The sequence below is a fragment of the Thauera sp. K11 genome, from assembly GCF_002354895.1.
GTDB classification, from domain to species: domain Bacteria; phylum Pseudomonadota; class Gammaproteobacteria; order Burkholderiales; family Rhodocyclaceae; genus Thauera; species Thauera sinica.
Genome location: NZ_CP023439.1, coordinates 3,591,805 through 3,609,655 on the forward strand (window position 1 = coordinate 3,591,805; position 17,851 = coordinate 3,609,655).

19 protein-coding genes are annotated in these 17,851 nt (G+C 70.6%); 13 read left to right on the top strand and 6 right to left on the bottom strand.

All coding sequences use genetic code 11. The features are described 5' to 3' along the window. Positions 1-47: 47 nt before the first annotated feature. From CCZ27_RS15670 to CCZ27_RS15715, 10 genes are all read left to right on the top strand, one after another. Positions 48-1,031 (top strand): tripartite tricarboxylate transporter substrate-binding protein, encoded by a 984-nt coding sequence (locus tag CCZ27_RS15670; RefSeq protein WP_096449676.1) that lies wholly within the window; start codon positions 48-50, stop codon positions 1,029-1,031. 99 nt (positions 1,032-1,130) lie between these two features. Beyond that, positions 1,131-2,099: a PDR/VanB family oxidoreductase gene (locus CCZ27_RS15675; protein ID WP_096449678.1), complete on the top strand. Its 969-nt coding sequence runs from the start codon at positions 1,131-1,133 to the stop codon at positions 2,097-2,099. Between the two features lie 26 nt (positions 2,100-2,125). Beyond that, on the top strand, positions 2,126-2,914 hold the full coding sequence (locus CCZ27_RS15680; protein WP_096449681.1) for a crotonase/enoyl-CoA hydratase family protein: 789 nt from the start codon (positions 2,126-2,128) through the stop codon (positions 2,912-2,914). An 11-nt stretch (positions 2,915-2,925) separates the two neighbouring features. After that, positions 2,926-4,278, top strand: coding sequence for a 3-hydroxyacyl-CoA dehydrogenase (locus CCZ27_RS15685; RefSeq protein ID WP_096449682.1), 1,353 nt, complete (start codon positions 2,926-2,928; stop codon positions 4,276-4,278). Positions 4,279-4,342: 64 nt separating this feature from the next. Continuing rightward, complete coding sequence (locus CCZ27_RS24025) at positions 4,343-4,795, top strand: PaaI family thioesterase (RefSeq protein ID WP_198363143.1); 453 nt, start codon at positions 4,343-4,345, stop codon at positions 4,793-4,795. Positions 4,796-4,834: 39 nt separating this feature from the next. Beyond that, a complete protein-coding gene (locus CCZ27_RS15695) occupies positions 4,835-5,287 on the top strand; it encodes a tripartite tricarboxylate transporter TctB family protein (protein ID WP_157748607.1) in 453 nt (150 codons plus the stop codon). Between the two features lie 4 nt (positions 5,288-5,291). Beyond that, positions 5,292-6,806, top strand: a complete 1,515-nt coding sequence (locus CCZ27_RS15700; protein WP_096449686.1) for a tripartite tricarboxylate transporter permease — start codon at positions 5,292-5,294, stop codon at positions 6,804-6,806. 78 nt (positions 6,807-6,884) lie between these two features. Beyond that, positions 6,885-7,334: a universal stress protein gene (locus CCZ27_RS15705; RefSeq protein WP_096449688.1), complete on the top strand. Its 450-nt coding sequence runs from the start codon at positions 6,885-6,887 to the stop codon at positions 7,332-7,334. 55 nt (positions 7,335-7,389) lie between these two features. Beyond that, positions 7,390-9,009 (top strand): MFS transporter, encoded by a 1,620-nt coding sequence (locus tag CCZ27_RS15710; protein WP_096449690.1) that lies wholly within the window; start codon positions 7,390-7,392, stop codon positions 9,007-9,009. A 49-nt stretch (positions 9,010-9,058) separates the two neighbouring features. Beyond that, positions 9,059-9,295, top strand: a complete 237-nt coding sequence (locus CCZ27_RS15715) for a hypothetical protein (RefSeq protein ID WP_096449692.1) — start codon at positions 9,059-9,061, stop codon at positions 9,293-9,295. A gap of 18 nt (positions 9,296-9,313) precedes the next feature. On the opposite strand, the gene CCZ27_RS15720 is transcribed toward CCZ27_RS15715, so the two are convergent. Then, positions 9,314-10,183 carry a peptidoglycan DD-metalloendopeptidase family protein gene (locus CCZ27_RS15720; RefSeq protein ID WP_096449694.1) on the bottom strand — a complete coding sequence of 290 codons (870 nt, stop codon included), beginning with the start codon at positions 10,181-10,183 and terminating at the stop codon, positions 9,314-9,316. A 182-nt stretch (positions 10,184-10,365) separates the two neighbouring features. On the opposite strand from CCZ27_RS15720, the gene CCZ27_RS15725 reads away from it, so the two are divergent. Next, a complete protein-coding gene (locus tag CCZ27_RS15725) occupies positions 10,366-12,876 on the top strand; it encodes a sensor domain-containing protein (RefSeq protein WP_096449696.1) in 2,511 nt (836 codons plus the stop codon). Between the two features lie 19 nt (positions 12,877-12,895). Here CCZ27_RS15725 and rquA read toward each other — a convergent pair whose 3' ends face one another. Together rquA and CCZ27_RS15735 are read right to left on the bottom strand one after the other, a co-directional pair. Then, positions 12,896-13,633 carry a rhodoquinone biosynthesis methyltransferase RquA gene (gene rquA / locus CCZ27_RS15730; protein ID WP_096449698.1) on the bottom strand — a complete coding sequence of 246 codons (738 nt, stop codon included), beginning with the start codon at positions 13,631-13,633 and terminating at the stop codon, positions 12,896-12,898. Between the two features lie 242 nt (positions 13,634-13,875). After that, positions 13,876-14,817, bottom strand: a complete 942-nt coding sequence (locus CCZ27_RS15735) for a pirin family protein (protein ID WP_096449700.1) — start codon at positions 14,815-14,817, stop codon at positions 13,876-13,878. A 233-nt stretch (positions 14,818-15,050) separates the two neighbouring features. Between CCZ27_RS15735 and CCZ27_RS15740 the strand changes: the two genes are divergently transcribed. Both CCZ27_RS15740 and CCZ27_RS15745 read left to right on the top strand, forming a co-directional pair. Beyond that, entirely contained in the window at positions 15,051-15,344 is a 294-nt protein-coding gene (locus CCZ27_RS15740; RefSeq protein ID WP_232516442.1) for a hypothetical protein, read from the top strand. 235 nt (positions 15,345-15,579) lie between these two features. Further along, positions 15,580-15,771: a hypothetical protein gene (locus tag CCZ27_RS15745; RefSeq protein ID WP_096449705.1), complete on the top strand. Its 192-nt coding sequence runs from the start codon at positions 15,580-15,582 to the stop codon at positions 15,769-15,771. A gap of 151 nt (positions 15,772-15,922) precedes the next feature. Here CCZ27_RS15745 and arsB read toward each other — a convergent pair whose 3' ends face one another. The 3 genes from arsB to CCZ27_RS15760 are packed head-to-tail and all read right to left on the bottom strand — an operon-like array spanning position 15,923 to position 17,769. Beyond that, positions 15,923-16,990, bottom strand: coding sequence for an ACR3 family arsenite efflux transporter (gene arsB / locus CCZ27_RS15750; RefSeq protein WP_198363144.1), 1,068 nt, complete (start codon positions 16,988-16,990; stop codon positions 15,923-15,925). Positions 16,991-16,999: 9 nt separating this feature from the next. Continuing rightward, positions 17,000-17,413 (bottom strand): arsenate reductase ArsC, encoded by a 414-nt coding sequence (locus CCZ27_RS15755; protein WP_096449707.1) that lies wholly within the window; start codon positions 17,411-17,413, stop codon positions 17,000-17,002. Continuing rightward, a complete protein-coding gene (locus CCZ27_RS15760; RefSeq protein ID WP_096449709.1) occupies positions 17,410-17,769 on the bottom strand; it encodes an ArsR/SmtB family transcription factor in 360 nt (119 codons plus the stop codon). The genes CCZ27_RS15755 and CCZ27_RS15760 overlap by 4 nt, the downstream gene beginning before the upstream one ends. Positions 17,770-17,851 lie beyond the last annotated feature (82 nt).

Sequence of the window (17,851 nt, forward strand, 5' to 3'; positions counted from 1 at the left end):
CGCCGGAACAACGACAACAACAAACAACAGGAGACAGCATCGTGTCGATGACGCGAAGAAAGGCGCTGCTGGCGCTGGGCATCGGCCTCGGGCTGGCGACGGCCAGCCCGCTGCTGCAGGCGCAGGGCGGCGACAAGGCGGTGATACGCATCCTGGTCGGGCTGCCGGCCGGCGGCGGCACCGACGCCATCGCGCGCTATTTCGCCGAACAGTTGCGCGCCGAACTGGGCCAGCCGGTGATCGTCGAGAACAAGCCGGGCGCCGGCGGGCGGCTGGCCGCCGACGCGCTGGCGAAGGCGGCGCCCGACGGGCTCACCTACATGATCGCGCCGAACGCGACGCCCACCTTCCAGACCCTGGTGTTCGGCCACCAGTTGAGGTGGGACCTGTGGCGCGACTTCGCGCCCGTCGCCGGCCTCGTCTCCTACCCGATCGGGCTGGCGGCGAGCAACGCGCTCAAGGTCGGCAATGCGCGCGAATTCGTCGCCTGGGCGAAGGCCCACCCGGCGCAGGCCAGCTTCGGCACCGCCGGCATGGGCGGACAGACCCACTTCCTCGGCGTGCAGTTCGCCAAGGTGGCGGGCATCGAGCTGCAGCCGACGCCCTACAAGGGCACGCCGCCGATGATGAACGACCTGCTGGGCGGCCATATCCCGGCCGGCGTCGCGCTCATCGAATCGCTCGCGCCCCAGCACCGCGCCGGCACGCTGCGCCTGCTCGGCATCTTCAGCGACAAGCGTTCGCCGCTGCTGCCCGAGGTGCCGACCCTGGCGGAACAGGGCTACGACGTCACCCTGGGCGAAGCCTGGACCGCGATGTGGGCGCCGGCGAAGACGCCCGGGGCCGAGCTGGAGCGCATGCAGCAGGCGCTCGCCCGCATCCTCGCGCGTCCGCAGGTGGGCGACCACCTGCGCACCCAGTTGGCGGTCGTGCCGCGCTACCTGGATGCCGGGGCGATGGCCGCGGAGCAGCGCAAGGAGCTGGCCGCCTGGGAGCCGATCATCAAGGCTTCCGGCTTCAAGCCCGAATAGGTCCGCCGCCGCATCCCGCGCCGCCGGCAGCGGCCGGCGGCAGAGGAGCCGCCGCGCCCGCCCGTCCGCGCGCAACCAAACCACGTCACGAGGACAACCGTGAACACTCCCGAGATCCTGCAGGCCCGCGTGCGGGCCGTCAGCTTCGAGGCCGAGGGCATCCTCGGCTTCGAGCTGGTGCCGATGCCGCCGCTCAAGGAACTGCCCGCCTTCACCGCCGGCGCCCACATCGACCTGCTGCTGCCGAGCGGCCTGACGCGCAGCTACTCGCTGCTCAACGCGCCGCACGAGCGCCACCGCTACGTCATCGGCGTGAACAAGGATGCCGCCAGCCGCGGCGGGTCGCGCTACATGCACGAGACGCTGCGCGCCGGCGAGACGCTGAGCATCCATCCGCCGCGCAACAACTTCCCGCTCGACGAGAACGCGGCGCGCAGCGTCTTCATCGCCGGCGGCATCGGCATCACGCCGATGCTGAGCATGATCGCCCGCGCCCGCGCGCTGGGCATGCCCTGGCAGCTCCACTACGCGGCGCGCACGCGCCGCCATGCCGCCTTCCTCGACCTGCTGCAGGGCTGGCGCGACGAGCCCGGTGCGGAAGTGAGCCTGGTCTTCGACCAGGAGCCCGGCGCCGCGATGATGGACATCGCCGCCATCGTGCGCGGGCTGCCGGCCGATGCCCACGTCTATTGCTGCGGCCCGCTGCCCATGCTCGACGCCTTCGAGAAGGCCGCCGCCGGGCTGCCGCCGCAGCGCGTGCACCGCGAGTACTTCGCCGCCAGGGAGGCGGCGGCGACCGAGGGCGGCTTCGTCGTCGAACTGGCGCGCGCCGGCAAGCGCATCCAGGTGCACCCCGGCCAGACCATCCTCGACAGCCTGATCGACGCCGGCATCGAGCCGCCCTACTCCTGCCGCGAAGGCGTCTGCGGCACCTGCGAGGTGCGCGTGCTGGAGGGCGTTCCCGACCACCGCGACCTCGTGCTCAGCGCCGACGAACAGGCCGCCAACGACCGCATGATGGTCTGCTGCTCGGGCGCGAAGAGCGCCCGCCTGCTGCTCGACCTCTGACACCCACGCATTCCGGAATCCACACCATGAACGAACCGCTGATCACCTATGAACTGGACGGCAACATCGCCCTGATCGGGCTCAACCGCCCGGACAAGCGCAACGCCATCAACGACCCGCTGATCGACGAACTGCGCGCCGCCGTGCTGCGCGCGCACGAAGAAGCCGACGTCGCGGTGCTGTTCGGCCACGGCAGCAATTTCTGCGCCGGGCTCGACCTCGCCGAGGCGCTCGCCCGCGCCACCGGCCAGATCAAGCCGCCGCGCAAGCGCCGCCGCCACAACTGGCACGAGGTGTTCGACCTCATCGCCCGCGGCCCCATCCCCTTCGTCGCCGCGCTGCACGGCGCGGTCGTCGGCGGCGGCCTGGAACTGGCCACCGCCGCCCACCTGCGCGTGTGCGACGAGACGGCGACGTTCGGCCTGCCCGAGGGGCAGCGCGGCATCTTCGTCGGCGGCGGCGGCACCGTGCGCATCCAGCGCGTGGTCGGCACCAGCGTGATGATGGACATGATGCTCACCGGCCGCCTGCTCACCGCGGCCGAGGGCCTGCAGGAACACGTCGTGCGCTACGTCGTGCCCGCCGGCGAGGCGCTGCAGAAGGCCGGGGAACTGGCCGCGCGCGTGGCGAAGAACAGCGTCGAGACCAACTGGATGATCATCAACGTGCTGCCGCGCATCCACGACATGTCGCACGACGACGGCCTGTTCGTCGAGCAGCTCAACTCCGCCCGCGCCCGTCCGCCGGAGGCCGAGGCCCGCCTGCGCGAATTCGTCGACGGCAAAGCCCGGCGCCTGCAGGACAACCAGGCTTGAGAGACCCCGCCATGAACGCCACAGACCTCTTTTCCGTCACCGACGAAGAGCGCCGCCGCGCGCTCGATCACGCCCGCTTCGCCGCCGCCGAGGCGGCGAACGTCCCCGACCTGCCCGCCGGCCTGCAACTGCGCCCCGTCACCCGCGTGGCGGTGATCGGCGCCGGCACCATGGGCGGCGGCATCGCCATGTCGCTCGCCAGCATCGGCATCCCGGTCACCCTGGTCGACGCCAACGCCGAAGGGCTGGAGCGCGGCCTGCAGCGCATCCGCGACAACTACGCCGGCAGCGTGAAACGCGGCAGGCTCGCCGAGGCGGACATGGCGCAGCGCCTCGGACTGATCACCGGCTCGATCGACATCGCCGACGTGCGCGATGCCGACATGGTGATCGAGGCGGTGTTCGAGGACATGGAGCTGAAGAAGAACGTGTTCCGCCGGCTCGACGCCCATGCCCGGCCCGGCTGCATCCTCGCCACCAATACCTCCGGCCTGGACGTGGACGAGATCGCCGCGGTCACCGGCCGCCCGCAGGACGTGGTCGGCGCGCACTTCTTCAGCCCCGCCCACGTCATGAAGCTGCTGGAGGTGGTGCGCGCAGCGAAGACCGCGCCCGACGTGGTCGCCACGCTCATGGACCTGGGCCGCCGCATGGGCAAGATCGCCGTGCTGGCGCGCATCTACCCCGGCTTCATCGGCAACGCGCTGTTCCGCAACTACACCCGCGAGGCGCATTTCCTGGTCGAGGACGGCGCGCTGCCGCACGAGGTGGATGCCGCGCTGAAGAAGTTCGGCTACGCCATGGGCATCTTCGCGGTGCACGACATGGCCGGCAACGACGTCGGCTACCAGACGCGCAAGGCGCAGATGGCCACCCGCCCGGCCGACCGCCGCTGGAACGACCTCATCATGAAGCTGTGCGACATCGGCCGCCTCGGCCAGAAGACCGGCAAGGGCTGGTACCGCTACGAAGAGGGCGGGCGCACGCCGCACCGCGACCCCGAGCTGGAAGCCTGGATCGCAGCGGAATCGGCGCGCATGGGCATCGTGCGGCGGGAGATCCCGGAGGACGAGATCATCAAGCGCTGCCTCTACGGCATGATCAACGAGGGCGCGAAGCTGCTCGAACAGGGCATCGCGCTGCGCCCGAGCGACATCGACATCACCTACCTGACGGGCTACGGCTTCCCGGAACACCACGGCGGCCCGATGTACCTGGCCGACCGCATCGGCCTGGAGAACGTGCTGGCCGACATCCGGCGCTTCCACGAACGCGACGGCTTCTGGTGGCAGCCCGCGCCGCTGCTGGAACGCCTGGTGCGCGAGGGCAGGCGCTTCGCCGACCTGCAGGCCACGCCCGCCTGAGGCGCGGCGGCGCGCCCACCCGCACCGGCCGCGCGCCGCCGGCCGCCACACTGGAGACATCATCGTGCAAGCGAACAACCCGCCCCCCGCCGAACTCGTCGCGCTGCTCGAACGCGCGCCCATCACCCGCCTGCTGGGCCGCCGCATCCTGGCGCTCGATCTCGAGGCCGGCACGCTCGCCGTCGAGTTCGACGGCAGCGAAGCCTTCCAGAACCCGGCCCGCCAGATCCAGGGCGGCATGCTGGGCGCGATGCTCGACGACGTCACCGCCGTCCTCGTCACCGCCACGCTGGAGCCGGGCGCCTTCTGCGCCACGCTCAGCCTCAACACCTCCTTCCTCGCGCCGGCCGGAGTCGGCACGCTGAACGGCAGGGCCAGCTTCGAGCGGCGCGGCGCGAACATCTGCAACGTGCGCGGCGAGATCTGGCAGGGCGACACCCTCGTCGCCAGCGCGGCGGCGGTCTGCATGGTGCGCCGCCCCCGCCAGGCCGCGGCGCAGGTACGGCCCGACAGATAACGAGACATCCCGCATCCAAGCGACGGGAAAGGAGACAAATTGAAAACCGACAGAGTCAACCTGATATCGGGGGCGATGTTCGCCACCTTCGGCGTGCTCGCCCTGCTGCTGTCCGCCGACCTGCCGGCCGGCAGCGCGGCGCGCATGGGCCCCGGCTACTTCCCGCGCGTGCTCGGCTTCCTGCTGATCGCGTTCGGGCTGCTGGTGGCCTTCGCCGCCCGGCGCAGCGAAGGCGGCGAGGAGCTGCGCATCGCCTGGCGGCCGCTCGCCAGCCTGACGCTGGCGATCGTGCTGTTCTCGGTGCTGCTGCCCCGCGCCGGCCTCCTGCTGACCCTGCTGGCGATGTGCGCCGTCAGCCGCGCCGCCCGCCCGGAATATTCGTGGCGCGAGACGCTGGTGCTGTCGGCCGCGGTGACGGTGCTGTGCGCGGCCGTCTTCCACTACGGCCTCGGCGTGCAGATGCCGATGTGGCCGGTCTCCGGCCAGGAGTGACATCGTGGAACTGCTCTCCAACCTCGCGCTCGGGTTCTCGGTCGCGCTGACGGTCAAGAACGTCCTGTACTGTTTCATCGGCACCCTGATCGGCACGCTCGTCGGCGTGCTGCCCGGCCTCGGCCCGGTGGCGACGATCGCACTGCTGCTGCCGCTCACCTACAGCCTGGAACCCACGACCGCGCTGATCATGCTCGCCGGCATCTACTACGGCGCGCAGTACGGCGGCTCGACGACCGCCATCCTGGTCAACCTGCCCGGCGAGACGAGTTCGGTGGTCACCGCCATCGACGGCTACCAGATGGCCCGCCGCGGCCGCGCCGGCACCGCGCTGCTGACGGCGGCGCTGGGCTCCTTCTTCGCCGGCACCGTCGGCACGCTGCTGATCGCCGCCTTCGCCCCGCCGCTGGCGACGCTGGCGCTGACCTTCGGGCCGGCCGAGTACTTCGCGCTGATGGTGGTCGGCCTCATCGCCGCGGTGGTGATGGCGCGCGGCTCCATCGTCAAGGCCATCGCCATGGTCATCCTCGGCCTGCTGCTGGGCCTGGTCGGCACCGACGTGCAGAGCGGGACGGAGCGCTTCACGCTGAACATCCCCGAACTGATGGACGGCATCGACTTCGTGGTCGTCGCCATGGGCCTGTTCGGCATCGCCGAGATCATCAACAACCTGGAGACGCGCGAGGAAGAACGCGAGGTCTTCACCGAAGGCAAGCAGAAGCTCAAGCTGTGGCACTTCACGCGCGAGGACTTCCGCCGCGCCTGGCCGGCGACGCTGCGCGGCACCGCGCTCGGTTCCGTGCTCGGCATCCTGCCCGGCGGCGGCGCGGTGCTCGGCTCCTTCGCCTCGTACATGCTGGAGAAGAAGATCTCGCCGGACCCGTCGCGCTTCGGCAACGGCGCCATTGAAGGCGTCGCCGGCCCGGAATCGGCCAACAACGCCGGCGCCCAGACCTCCTTCATCCCCATGCTGACGCTGGGCCTGCCGGCCAACGCCATCATGGCGATCATGGTGGGCGCGCTGACCATCCACAACATCCAGCCCGGCCCGCAGATCATGTCCGCCAACCCGGCGCTGTTCTGGGGGCTGATCGCCAGCATGTGGGTCGGCAACCTGCTGCTGGTGATCCTCAACCTGCCGCTGATCGGCCTGTGGGTGAAGCTGCTGTCGGTGAAGTACCGCCTCCTCTACCCGGCCATCCTCGCGATCTGCGCGATCGGCGTGTACAGCGTCTCCAACTCGGCCTTCCTCGTGCTGATGATGGCGATCTTCGGCGTGCTCGGCTACGCCTTCTCCAAGCTCGGCTGCGAGCCCGCGCCGCTGCTGCTCGGCTTCGTGCTGGGGCCGATGATGGAGGAGTACCTGCGGCGCGCGCTGACGCTGTCGCGCGGCGACCCCACGGTGTTCGTCACCCGGCCGCTGAGCGCCGCGCTGCTGGCGGTGGCGGTCCTGATGCTGGCGGCGATGATGGCGCCGATGTGGGCGCGGCGGCGCGAGGAAGCCTTCCAGGAAGACTGAGGCCCGGCAGCCGCTGCAAGCCTGGCCCCACACCCATCCACCGATTCGCCGGGCCCGCGCCCGGCCCAGGAAAAGCCCATGTTCAAGCACATCCTCGTACCGACCGACGGCTCGGGCATCTCCCACGTCGCCGAAGACAACGCCATCGAGTTCGCCCGGCTGACCGGCGCCGCGCTGACCTTCATCCACGTCATGCCGGAACCGCCGTTCCCGGTCACCGACTTCACCGAGTCCGGCCATGTGGACATGAAGCGCAAGCAGGAATTCGTCGACCACGAGACCGAGGCCGGCCGCAGGATCATCGCGCAGGCGCTGGACAAGGCGCAGGCGCGCGGCCTGGCCGCCGCCGCGGTCACCGAGACCGGCGCCAGCCCCCACCAGGCCATCATCGCCGCCGCCGAACGCCTCGGCTGCGACCTGATCTTCATGGCCTCCCACGGACGCAAGGGCCTGCAGGCGCTGCTGATCGGCAGCGAAACGCAGAAGGTGCTGACCCACTGCAAGGTCCCGGTGCTGGTGTATCGTTGATCCACCCCGGGCACAGGCCCTGCCCCGCGCCTTTCGCCCGCCCCACGCCCGAAGCATGAACCATCCCGATCCCGCGCCGCCGGGCGACGCCGCGCCCCACGCCGACGCCCTCTCCCCGCTGGCGCCGCTGCGGCTGCCGGCCTTCCGCATGCTGTGGTCGGCATGGCTGGTGGCGAACGTCTGCATGTGGATGAACGACGTCGCCGCGGCGTGGATGATGACCTCGCTGACCGACACGCCCATCTGGGTGGCGCTGGTGCAGACCGCCGCCACCCTGCCGGTGTTCCTGCTCGGCCTGCCCAGCGGCGCGCTGGCCGACATGCTCAACCGCCAGCGCTACCTGCTGGCGACCCAGGTCTGGGTGGCCGTCGTCGCGCTGGTGCTGTGCCTGCTCGCATTCTTCGGCTCGCTGTCGCCGGCGCTGCTGCTGGCGCTGACCTTCGCCAACGGGATCGGGCTGGCGATGCGCATGCCGGTGTTCGCCGCCATCGTGCCCGACCTCGTGCCGCGACCGCAGCTCGCCGCCGCGCTGGCGCTCAACGGCGTGGCGATGAACACCTCGCGCATCGTCGGCCCCATCGCCGCCGGCGCGCTGATCGCCGGCGCCGGCAGCGCCTGGGTCTTCCTGCTCAACGCGGTGCTGTCGCTGCTCGCGGCGGTCACCATCGCGCGCTGGCGCTACCAGCACAAGCCCGACCCGCTGGGGCGCGAACGCCTGTTCAGCGCGATGCGGGTGGGCATGCAGTACGTCGGGCAGTCCTACCACCTCAAGGGGGTCATGCTGCGCACCGCGATCTTCTTCCTGCACACCTCGGCCCTGCTCGCCCTGCTCGCGCTGATCGCCCGCCGCATCGAGGGCGGCGACGCCGGCACCTTCACCCTGCTGATCGCCTCCATGGGCTGCGGCGCCATCGCCTCCAGCCTGTTCCTGCCGCGGCTGCGGCTGCGCCACGCGCGCGACACGCTGGTGCTGGGCAGCGGCATCCTGCTGTCCGGCGCCATGCTGGTCGTGGGCAACACCACGCAGGAGTGGATCGCCGCCCTGGCGATGCTGGTCTGCGGCGGCGCCTGGATCACCACCGCCAATTCGCTCAGCGTGTCGGCGCAGATGGGGCTGCCGGCCTGGGTGCGCGCGCGCGGCATGTCCATCCTGCAGATGGCCGTGATGGGATCGAGCGCGCTCGGCGCAGCGCTGTGGGGCCAGGTCGCCACCCTGGGCAGCGTGCCGCTCGGCCTGTCGGTGGCGGCGGTGAGCGGCCTCGCATGCATGGCGCTGGCCCATCGCCTGATGCCCGACCTCGGGTTCAAGGACGACCTCACGCCGTCGCACGCCTTCCCCCCGCCGATCGCCAATGCACCGCCGCCCTCGGGCCGGGTGATGACGACGGTGGAATACCGCATCGACCCCGCGCGGGCCGCCGAATTCCGCGCCCTGATGAACGAAAGCCGCCGCAGCAGGCTGCGCCACGGCGCCCTGTCGTGGGAACTGCTGCAGGACCTCAACACCCCGGGGCGCTTCGTCGAGGTGGTGGTCGACGAATCCTGGATCGAGCACCTGCGCCGCTTCGACCGCGTGACCTCGGCCGACGTCGCCCTCCGCCAGCGCAAGCTCGCCTTCCACCTCGGCGACACCCCGCCGGCGGTCAACCGCTACCTGCTGGAATCCACCGTCTAGCGGCCCGTGCCGCAGGGCGGCGAAGGGCCGAGCCACCAGGGGATATGACATGAGCCGCGCCGACATACCGCTCCGCTACCGCACCGTGACCACCGCCGCCGGCCGGTCCTTCGAGGTGCCCGAACACATCGTCCGGCGGGAAGATCCGGCGCCCGCGGGCTGGCAACTGCGCTACGGCGAATGGACCGACTACCCCGACCGCCCGGGCGACGGCGATGGCGCGGCGAAGGCGCTGGCACTGGCCATCGCCGAGATGCGGTTCCGCATCGACACCCTGGGCAAGTGAGGCGCCGGGCGGTCCGGGCTATTTTCGCCCGCCGCCTTCGTCCAGGAACAGTGCCGGATCGACCATCGCGCGGTTGAGGCTGACCGACCAGTGCAGGTGCGGGCCGGTCGCGCGGCCGGTGGCGCCGACCGCGCCGATGCGCTGGCCGGCGGCGACGAGGTCGCCCGGCTTCACGTCGACCGCGCTCAGGTGGCAGTACATCGTCAGCAGGCCGCTGCCGTGGTCGAGCCAGACCGTGCCGCCGTTGAAGAAATAGTCGCCGCTGTCGATGACGCGCCCGGCTGCCGCCGCGACCACCGGCGCTCCGGCCGGCGCGGCGATGTCCATGCCGCTGTGCGGGTTGCGCGGCTGGCCGTTGAAGACGCGGCGCAGGCCGAAGGAGCTGGAGCGGCGCCCGTCGGCGGGCGGGCGCATGCGCAGCGAGGCGGGCGGCGCATCGCTGCGGGTGGCGGCCACCGCGGCCAGGTGTTCGCGCTCGCGCTCATGGCGCGCGAGATCCTCGGCGGACAGGTCCACCTTGCCGGGCGCCACCTTCAGCCGCTGCTCGGCGTAGCGCACCGGGCCGACGGCGAAGGGCAGCCGCGCCTCGGCGCCGCCTTCGTGCCGCACGACGAGTTCGCGCATGCCCGGCCCGGCGTCGAGCCGGATGCCGACCACCGCCTGCCACCGGCCGCCTTCGCCGACCACCAGCACCGGCTCTCCGTCCAGCATGGCCTGCGGCGCCGCAGCCGACGTGCCGAGATCGACGATGGCGACGCCGCCCGGCACGCTGCGCGCGCGCGGCAGCTCCAGCGCGCCGGCATGCGGCGCGGAGAGGCAGGCGGCGGAAAGTACGAGCGCGGCTGCGATGCCGCGCCACGGAGAGCGGTGGAGGAAGAGGCAGGCCATGGGGCCCCATTCTGTGCCGGCGGGGCGATGATGAGAATCGATTTCCGCGCCCGCGGCAAGTACGCCGGTGCCCGTCCGGCGAGAACGGCGCACGCGCCGTGCGAGACCAAGTTCCTTGGCAATTGCCCATTTTGGGCCTATGTTTTGCGCGAAATCGATTTGCGGAAACAGGAGCCCCCGCGATGCCCCGTTCCCTGCCCGCGCCGTGGGATGCGCCGCCCCTGCATGAACTCCCGGATGACTACCGCCTGTCGGCGCTGCAGATCCACGGCGCGGGCATCGGCACCTGGGCATGGAACGTGCAAACGGGCGAGATCCGCATCGCCGACGAATGGGCGCGCACCGTCGGCTACACCCTGGCCGAACTCGAGCCGGCCACCATCACGCTGTGGGAATCACTGGCGCACCCCGACGATCTCGCCGAATCCGGCCGGCAGTTGAAGCGGCACTGGCGCGGCAAGACCGACCGCTACGAGTGCGAATGCCGCCTGCGCCACAAGGACGGCCACTGGGTCTGGGTACTCGACCGCGGCAGGCTGCTGTCGCGCGACGAGGGCGGCAGGCCGCAGTGGATGTTCGGCGCGCACACCGACCTGACGCGGCAGAAGGCGGCCGAGGCGGAACGCGACCAGATCCTGGAGCGTTTCCGCCGCCTCGCCACGCATCTGCCCGGCAGCCTCTACCAGTACCGCCTGCGCCCGGACGGCAGTTCGCATTTTCCCTATGCGACCGACACCATCGAACTCATCTACGGCTGCACGCCGGCCGACGTCGCCGACGATGCCGCGCCGGTGTTCGCGGTCATCCACCCGGACGACCGCGACCGCGTCCGCGCGGGCATCGCGGAGTCGGCCGTGCGGCTCGGCGTGCGGCGCGACCGCTATCGCGTGCTCCACCCGACGCGCGGCGAGATCTGGATCGACGGCGTGTCGACGCCGGAGCGGCTGGCCGACGGCAGCACCTTGTGGCACGGCTTCCTGCTCGATGCGACGGAGGCCGAACGCCAGCGCGCCAAGCTCAAGCTCACCGCCAAGGTGTTCTCCTCCACCCAGGAGGGGGTGATGATCACCGACCCGAATGCCCGCATCCTGGAGGTGAACGAGGCATTCTGCCGCCTGACCGGCTACCGCGCCGAGGAGGCCATCGGCCAGCGTGCCTCGCTGCTCAAGTCCGGCCGCCAGGGGCCCGACTTCTACCGCGCGCTGTGGAGCGACCTCCGGCTCAAGGGCCGCTGGCGCGGCGAGATCTGGAACAGGCGCAAGAACGGCGAGATCTACCCCGAACTGCTGTCGATCGACGCGGTGCTGGACGAGTTGGGCCAGCCCGAGAACTACATCGGCGTGTTCCGCGACATCACCGAGGTGAAGCAGCACCAGTACGAACTCGACCGCGCCACCTACTACGACCCCCTCACCGGGCTGCCCAACCGCCGGCTGGCGAGCGACCGCCTGCACATCGCCATCGAGCATGCGAAGCGCCACCAGGAACTGGTCGCCATCTGCTATCTCGATCTCGACCGCTTCAAGCAGATCAACGAGAACCACGACTTCGGCGTGGGCGACCTGCTGCTGACGCGGTTCGCCGAACGGCTCGCGGACGCGCTGCGGGGCCACGACACCATCGGCCGCGTCGGCGGCGACGAATTCCTGCTGCTGCTCACCGGCCTGCGCAACAGGCACGAGGCGCTGGAGCTGATCCACCGCGTCATGGAACTCGCGCGCACGCCGTTCTCCCTGCGTCAGGACGAGCAGATCGCGCTGAGCGCGAGCATCGGCGTCGCCCTGTATCCGGAACTCGACCTGTCGGCGGACGAACTCATCCGCTACGCGGACCAGGCCCTCTACCGTGCCAAGGAACGCGGCCGCAACTGCTACGTCGTCTTCGACCGCGAAGAAGGCTTCATCAGCCGGGTGCGCGCCGACCTGCTGCAGGCGGCCGAACGGGCGCTGGCCGACGGCGAATTCCGCCTCTTCTACCAGCCCAAGCTCGACCTGCGCAGCGGCCGCGTCTGGTCGGTGGAGGCGCTGATCCGCTGGCGCCTGCCCGACGGCCGCATCCGCCCGCCGGGCGAGTTCATCGAAGCCCTGAGCGGCACCCCGCTCGACACGCGCGTCGGCGACTGGGTGATCGACGAGGCCCTGCGCCAGCAGTGCGCCTGGCACGCGCAGGGGCTCAGGCTGCCGGTCAGCGTCAACGTGTCGGCCGACCATCTGCTCGGCGATGATTTCGTCCCCATGCTGCGCACCGCGCTGCAGCACCACGCGATGGCCGAGCCGCACCTGCTGACGCTGGAGATCCTCGAGACCTCACGCATCTCGGACTTCGCCCGGGTCTGCCGCCGGCTGGAAGAGTGCCGGGAGCTGGGCGTGCTGTTCTCGCTCGACGATTTCGGCACCGGCTACTCGTCGCTGACCTACATGCGGCAGTTGCCGGTCGACGTGCTCAAGATCGACCGCAGCTTCGTGCTGACCATGCTCGACAGCGAGGCGGACCTCAGCATCGTCAAGGGCATCATCGGCCTGGGCCGGGCCTTCGGCCGCCTGGTGATCGCCGAAGGCGCCGAGACGCCCGCCCACATCGAGCAGTTGAAGGCGCTCGGCTGCGACCTCGCCCAGGGCTACGGACTCTCCCGGCCGATTCCCGCCGACGGCGTCATGCAGTGGGTGACGGACTGGAACCGGTCGACCGCTTGAGCCGGGCCGGCATGCCCGCTCAGCGGACGATGACCACCTTCTGGTAGAGCCCGCCGAAGGCCGTCGTCCGGGTGACGGCGGCGGGGTCGATGCCCTGCGGCAGGTAGTGCGCGACGTCGTGCCGCCAGAGGTCGAGCGCGAAGGGCTCCAGCGTGCGCAGCACCAGCCGCATCGGCCAGCGCAGCGGATGCCAGCGCGCCGGCCGGTGGTAATCGACGATGATCACCTTGCCGCCCGGGCGCGTCACCCTCAGTGCCTCGGCCAGCGAGGCGCGGCGCACGTCCTCCGGCTGCTCGTGCAGCAGGAAGAACAGCAGCGCGGCATCGACGCTCGCATCGGGGAACTGCAGCGCGCTCGAATCCTGGCGGTGCAGCCGCACCGGCACGTCCGTGCCCAGCTTGCGGCGCAGGTTGGCGAGCTGGATCGGCGCCACGTCGACCACGTCCAGCCGGCCCTCGCCATGGAGGCGCGCGGCGATGCGCTGGGTGAAGTCGCCATACACGCAGGCAATCTGCAGCACCTGCTGCCCGATGCGTTCGCCCAGCTCGGCCAGCGCCGCGTCGCGCAAGCGGCGGAAGTTGCCCCACAGGATCAGGTTCACCAGCCATTCGCGCTCGAACACGCGCACCGCGTTGGGGTGCAGGTAGGCCCACCAGTAGACCTTCTGCAGGTAGGCGGGGATGCCGGGGGCGGAGAGGCCGGCGGGGGTCGCGGGGTCGCCATAGACCGGGGCGATGGCGTCGGGGTTGTCGTTCATGCTGGGGCCGGATGGGGATCGTCGCGCCGGGCCGTCGTGCGGCCGCGGCATTGTGCACGTCGTCGTGCCAAGGGATTGCCTTGCCGCGCCGCCGCCGGGCGCGGCGCGCCGTCAGCGGCGGCCGTGCGCGCCGGTCATACGCGGATGCACTGGGCGATGCTAACAGAGGCGGCGGTCCGCGTCCCGCCGGCACGGGCGCCCCTTCCCGCAGGGCGTTGCCTGCAGGACGCCCGCCCGGCGCGCTAGACCCCGATCCACGGCAACGGCGGCGCCACCAGCGGCGGGCCGTCCCAGCCCTCGATGCGGCCGAAGCGCTCGCCGCCCGCCTCCCAGTCGCGCTGCGCGCGGGCGATGTCCGCCTTGTCGTGGCCGACGAAGTTCCACCACATCAGCACTTCCGTGCCGAACGGCGCGCCGCCCAGCAGCAGCGCGCGGGTGCCGGCGGCAAAGCCGACGTCGATGCCGTCGCGGCCGCTGCCCAGGTCGGCGAGTTCATTGACGCCGAACTGCTCGCCCTCGACCGTCACCGCGCCCTCCAGCGGCAGCACGCAATGCTCGAAGCCCGGTTCGAGCGGCAGCCGCAGGCGGGTTTCGGCGGGCGCATGCACGTCCAGCCCCACCAGCGGCGAATACAGCCGCGCCGGGGACTCCCGCCCGCCCCAGCGGCCGGCCAGCAGCGTGAAGCGGCAGCCGTGCTCGTCCCACAGCGGCAGATCGGGATAGTGGTCGAAGGCCGGCGCACAGTCCCGGTCATCCGCCGGCAGCGCGATCCACAACTGCGCCGCATGCAGCCGGCGCTCGCCCGGCAGCGATTCCTCGGTATGCGAGATGCCGCGCCCGGCCGTCATCAGGTTCACCTGTCCGGGCCGGATCACCTGCACGTGGCCCAGGCTGTCGCGATGGAGGATCTCGCCCTCGATCATCCAGGTGAAGGTCTGCAGCCCGATGTGCGGATGCGGCCCCACCCGCATCCCCGCCCCCGGCTCGAAACGCGCCGGCCCGGCGTGGTCGAGGAAGCACCAGGCGCCGACCATGCGCCGCTGCCGCGTGGGCACCAGCCGGCTCACCGGCACCCCGCCGCCGATTTCCGCCGTGTGCGCGACGATGCGCTGCAGCCGGGGCGCGCCCGCGTCCGGCAGTCCCGTGGGCGGCGGCGATGCGCCGAGAGAATCGCGATTGCTCATGGTTGCCTCCTGTCATGTATGGCGGTGCCCGGCTCCGCAGCCATGCGCGGAACCGCGACGGAACGGGTCTACCTCACCTTGGCCGGCGGTACAACGGCGGCGTCCGCCATGCCCCGCGCACCGACGCCGGACGGGAGGCGGTCGCCTGCAGGCCGTTGCCGAAGCGCTTGACATCCTGAGCCGATTTCATGATATTAAGAATCATTCTCAAATAAAAAGGTGCCCGCATGGCAATGGACCCGACCCTGGAGCAGACACGCCTGCTGGCCGGCGTGCTGGCCCACGTCTCGTGCTACCTCGACACCGGCTGTCCGCGTGCCGCCTTCCAGGCGGGCCTTCTGCTGCGTCGTCTCGACGCCGGCATCATGGATCGGGAGCTGATGACATCATGCGAGCAACTGGACCAGGCGATATCCCGTCGACGACATCCCTGCGGCGCAGGCGGAACCGGCGATGCATCGACTTCGAAGCCGCCTCGCTCGCGCTCTTCGCGCGCCTGCGCCTCGGCCATCCCGTTTCCGGGCTGACCGAAGAAGGCCGCGTCGTTCCGCTGCATCGTCCACCCGGCTGAAAGCGATGCATGCGCCCCTCTCCGCACGCCCGGCGCCCGGCACGCACGGCGGCCGGCCTCTCCTGCTCTTCCGGGAGCAAGCCGGGCCACGGCAGCCGGCCCATCGGGAACCGCATGGCGCCCGCGCGCCGCGGTTCCGCCCGCCCGGACCGGATGCGACGCGGCCCCGAATTTCTCGAGGAGTTTCCGACATGCAGGCACCGCACAACCGACTGCCCGGCTGGAGCCGCATCCTTCTGCACGCCTGCGTGGTGTTCGCTTTCCTCATCGTGACCGGCATCGCCGACGCGCACGAAACCTCCGCCCCCGCACTCCAGGCGGCCGGCCAGAGGGCCGCATCCGCGCCGCCCCCTGCCGCGGCGCGGCAGCACGCCATGCCGTAGAGCGCCGCGGCTGCCGTTTTCAGAAGACGGCTACACGGGGGTGCGCAAATCGGCCCGGCTGGCATTGCGCAGATCGGGACGCGCAAAGGGACGGGCCGGCGATTCCTGCGCGCCGGCAAGCGCTGCGCCGGCACGCCCGCGCCTTGCCGGCTCACCGGGCTTCGTACCAGCCCCTGGATGCATTGACGACGCGCACCACCAGCAGCATCACCGGCACTTCGATGAGCACGCCGACGACGGTCGCCAGCGCCGCGCCCGATTCGAAGCCGAACAGGCTGATGGCCGCGGCCACGGCAAGCTCGAAGAAGTTCGAGGCGCCGATGAGCGCCGACGGGCAGGCGACGTCGTGCTTCTCGCCGACGGCGCGGTTGAGCCAGTAAGCGAGTGCCGAGTTGAAGAACACCTGGATCAGGATGGGCACGGCGAGCAGCGCGATCACCAGCGGCTGGCGCAGGATGGCCTCGCCCTGGAAGGCGAACAGCAGCACCAGGGTCAGCAGCAGCGCCGCGATCGACCACGGGCCGATCCGCTCCATCGCCGCGTCGAACGCGGCCTGCCCCTGGGCCAGCAGCCGCCTGCGCCAGATCTGGGCCAGCACGACCGGGATGACGATGTAGAGCACGACCGAGGTGAACAGCGTGTCCCACGGCACCGTGATGGCCGAGATGCCCAGCAGCAGGCCGACCAGTGGCGCGAACGCGAACACCATGATGGTGTCGTTGAGCGCGACCTGCGACAGCGTGAACAGCGGATGGCCGTTGGTGAGCCGGCTCCAGACGAACACCATCGCCGTGCACGGCGCCGCCGCCAGCAGGATCAGGCCGGCGATGTAGCTGTCGAGCTGGTCGGCGGGCAGCATCGGCGCAAACAGGTGGCGGATGAAGAGCCAGCCGAGGAAGGCCATCGAGAAGGGCTTCACCAGCCAATTCACGAACAGCGTGACGCCGATGCCGCGCACGTGCTCGCGCACCTCGTGCAGCGCGCCGAAATCGACCTTCACCAGCATCGGGATGATCATCACCCAGATCAGCAGGCCGACCGGCAGATTGACCCGGGCCACCTCCATGCGGCCGACGGCCTGGAACACGCCAGGCAGCCACTGCCCCAGCGCGATGCCGGTGACGATGCACAGGAACACCCAGACGGTGAGGTAGCGCTCGAAAACGCTCATCGGCGCACCCGCCGCCACCTTGGCCGTCACTTCACATTGGACCGACATGATGCCTCCTCACAGTCCCAGCGCCTCGCGGACCGCCGGCAGCAGCCGGGCGCGGATGTCGTCGCGCACCGCGACGAAGCGTTCCAACGGCTCGCCGTGCGGATCGTGGAACGGCAGGTGGATGCGCGGCAGCGGGCGCGGGAATACCGGGCAGCTCTCCTTGGCGTTGTCGCAGACGGTGACGACGAGGTCGATGGGTTCGTTCAGCACGGCATCGATGTCCTTCGGATGGAGGCCGTCGGTCGGCAGTCCCGCGAGCTTCAGCGCTTCGATGGCGCCATCGGCCACCTTGGACTGCGGCACGGTGCCGGCCGACAGCGCACGGACCCGGCCAGCCAGGTCGTGGTTGAGGATGGCCTCGGCCATCTGCGAGCGGCAGGCGTTTCCGGTGCAGAGAATCAGCACGGTCCTGGGTGCGGTCATGGGGCGTCCTTCGTGGCGGTGGTCCGACGCTTGTCGATGGTGCTGCAGCCTTCTGCCTTGGGCAGGCAGGCATTGCCCTGGCAGCAGTTGCTGGTGAGGAAGGCAATCAGTTCGTCCATCGTGTCGTACCTGGCCGAGTAGTGGATGAAGCGGCTTTCGCGCTCGCCCTCGATGAGGCCGACCCGGCTGAGGTGGGCCAGGTGGAAGGAAAGCGTGGCCGGGACGAGGCCCAGCCGTTCGCCGATGGCGCTCGCATTGAGCCCGTCCGGACCCGCTTCCACCAGCAGGCGGAAGATGGAAAGGCGGGTCTCGTGGCCGAGCGCGGCAAGGAGTTCGGCTGCGTTCAATGTTTCCATTATTTGAATAATATCGAAATATGGAAACCGAACCATACGCCATCCGGAGCCCTTTCGTCCACGGCAAGAACGATCGGATCAC

Coding starts and splice junctions, on each gene's coding strand:
- CCZ27_RS15670 (WP_096449676.1), top strand. CDS start 48: ATGACGCGAAGAAAGGCGCTGCTGGCGCTGGGCATCGGCCTCGGGCTG.
- CCZ27_RS15680 (WP_096449681.1), top strand. CDS start 2,126: ATGAACGAACCGCTGATCACCTATGAACTGGACGGCAACATCGCCCTG.
- CCZ27_RS15685 (WP_096449682.1), top strand. CDS start 2,926: ATGAACGCCACAGACCTCTTTTCCGTCACCGACGAAGAGCGCCGCCGC.
- CCZ27_RS15705 (WP_096449688.1), top strand. CDS start 6,885: ATGTTCAAGCACATCCTCGTACCGACCGACGGCTCGGGCATCTCCCAC.
- CCZ27_RS15710 (WP_096449690.1), top strand. CDS start 7,390: ATGAACCATCCCGATCCCGCGCCGCCGGGCGACGCCGCGCCCCACGCC.
- CCZ27_RS15715 (WP_096449692.1), top strand. CDS start 9,059: ATGAGCCGCGCCGACATACCGCTCCGCTACCGCACCGTGACCACCGCC.
- CCZ27_RS15720 (WP_096449694.1), bottom strand. CDS start 10,183: ATGGCCTGCCTCTTCCTCCACCGCTCTCCGTGGCGCGGCATCGCAGCC.
- CCZ27_RS15725 (WP_096449696.1), top strand. CDS start 10,366: ATGCCCCGTTCCCTGCCCGCGCCGTGGGATGCGCCGCCCCTGCATGAA.
- rquA (WP_096449698.1), bottom strand. CDS start 13,633: ATGAACGACAACCCCGACGCCATCGCCCCGGTCTATGGCGACCCCGCG.
- CCZ27_RS15735 (WP_096449700.1), bottom strand. CDS start 14,817: ATGAGCAATCGCGATTCTCTCGGCGCATCGCCGCCGCCCACGGGACTG.
- CCZ27_RS15740 (WP_232516442.1), top strand. CDS start 15,051: ATGGACCCGACCCTGGAGCAGACACGCCTGCTGGCCGGCGTGCTGGCC.
- CCZ27_RS15745 (WP_096449705.1), top strand. CDS start 15,580: ATGCAGGCACCGCACAACCGACTGCCCGGCTGGAGCCGCATCCTTCTG.
- arsB (WP_198363144.1), bottom strand. CDS start 16,990: ATGTCGGTCCAATGTGAAGTGACGGCCAAGGTGGCGGCGGGTGCGCCG.
- CCZ27_RS15755 (WP_096449707.1), bottom strand. CDS start 17,413: ATGACCGCACCCAGGACCGTGCTGATTCTCTGCACCGGAAACGCCTGC.
- CCZ27_RS15760 (WP_096449709.1), bottom strand. CDS start 17,769: ATGGAAACATTGAACGCAGCCGAACTCCTTGCCGCGCTCGGCCACGAG.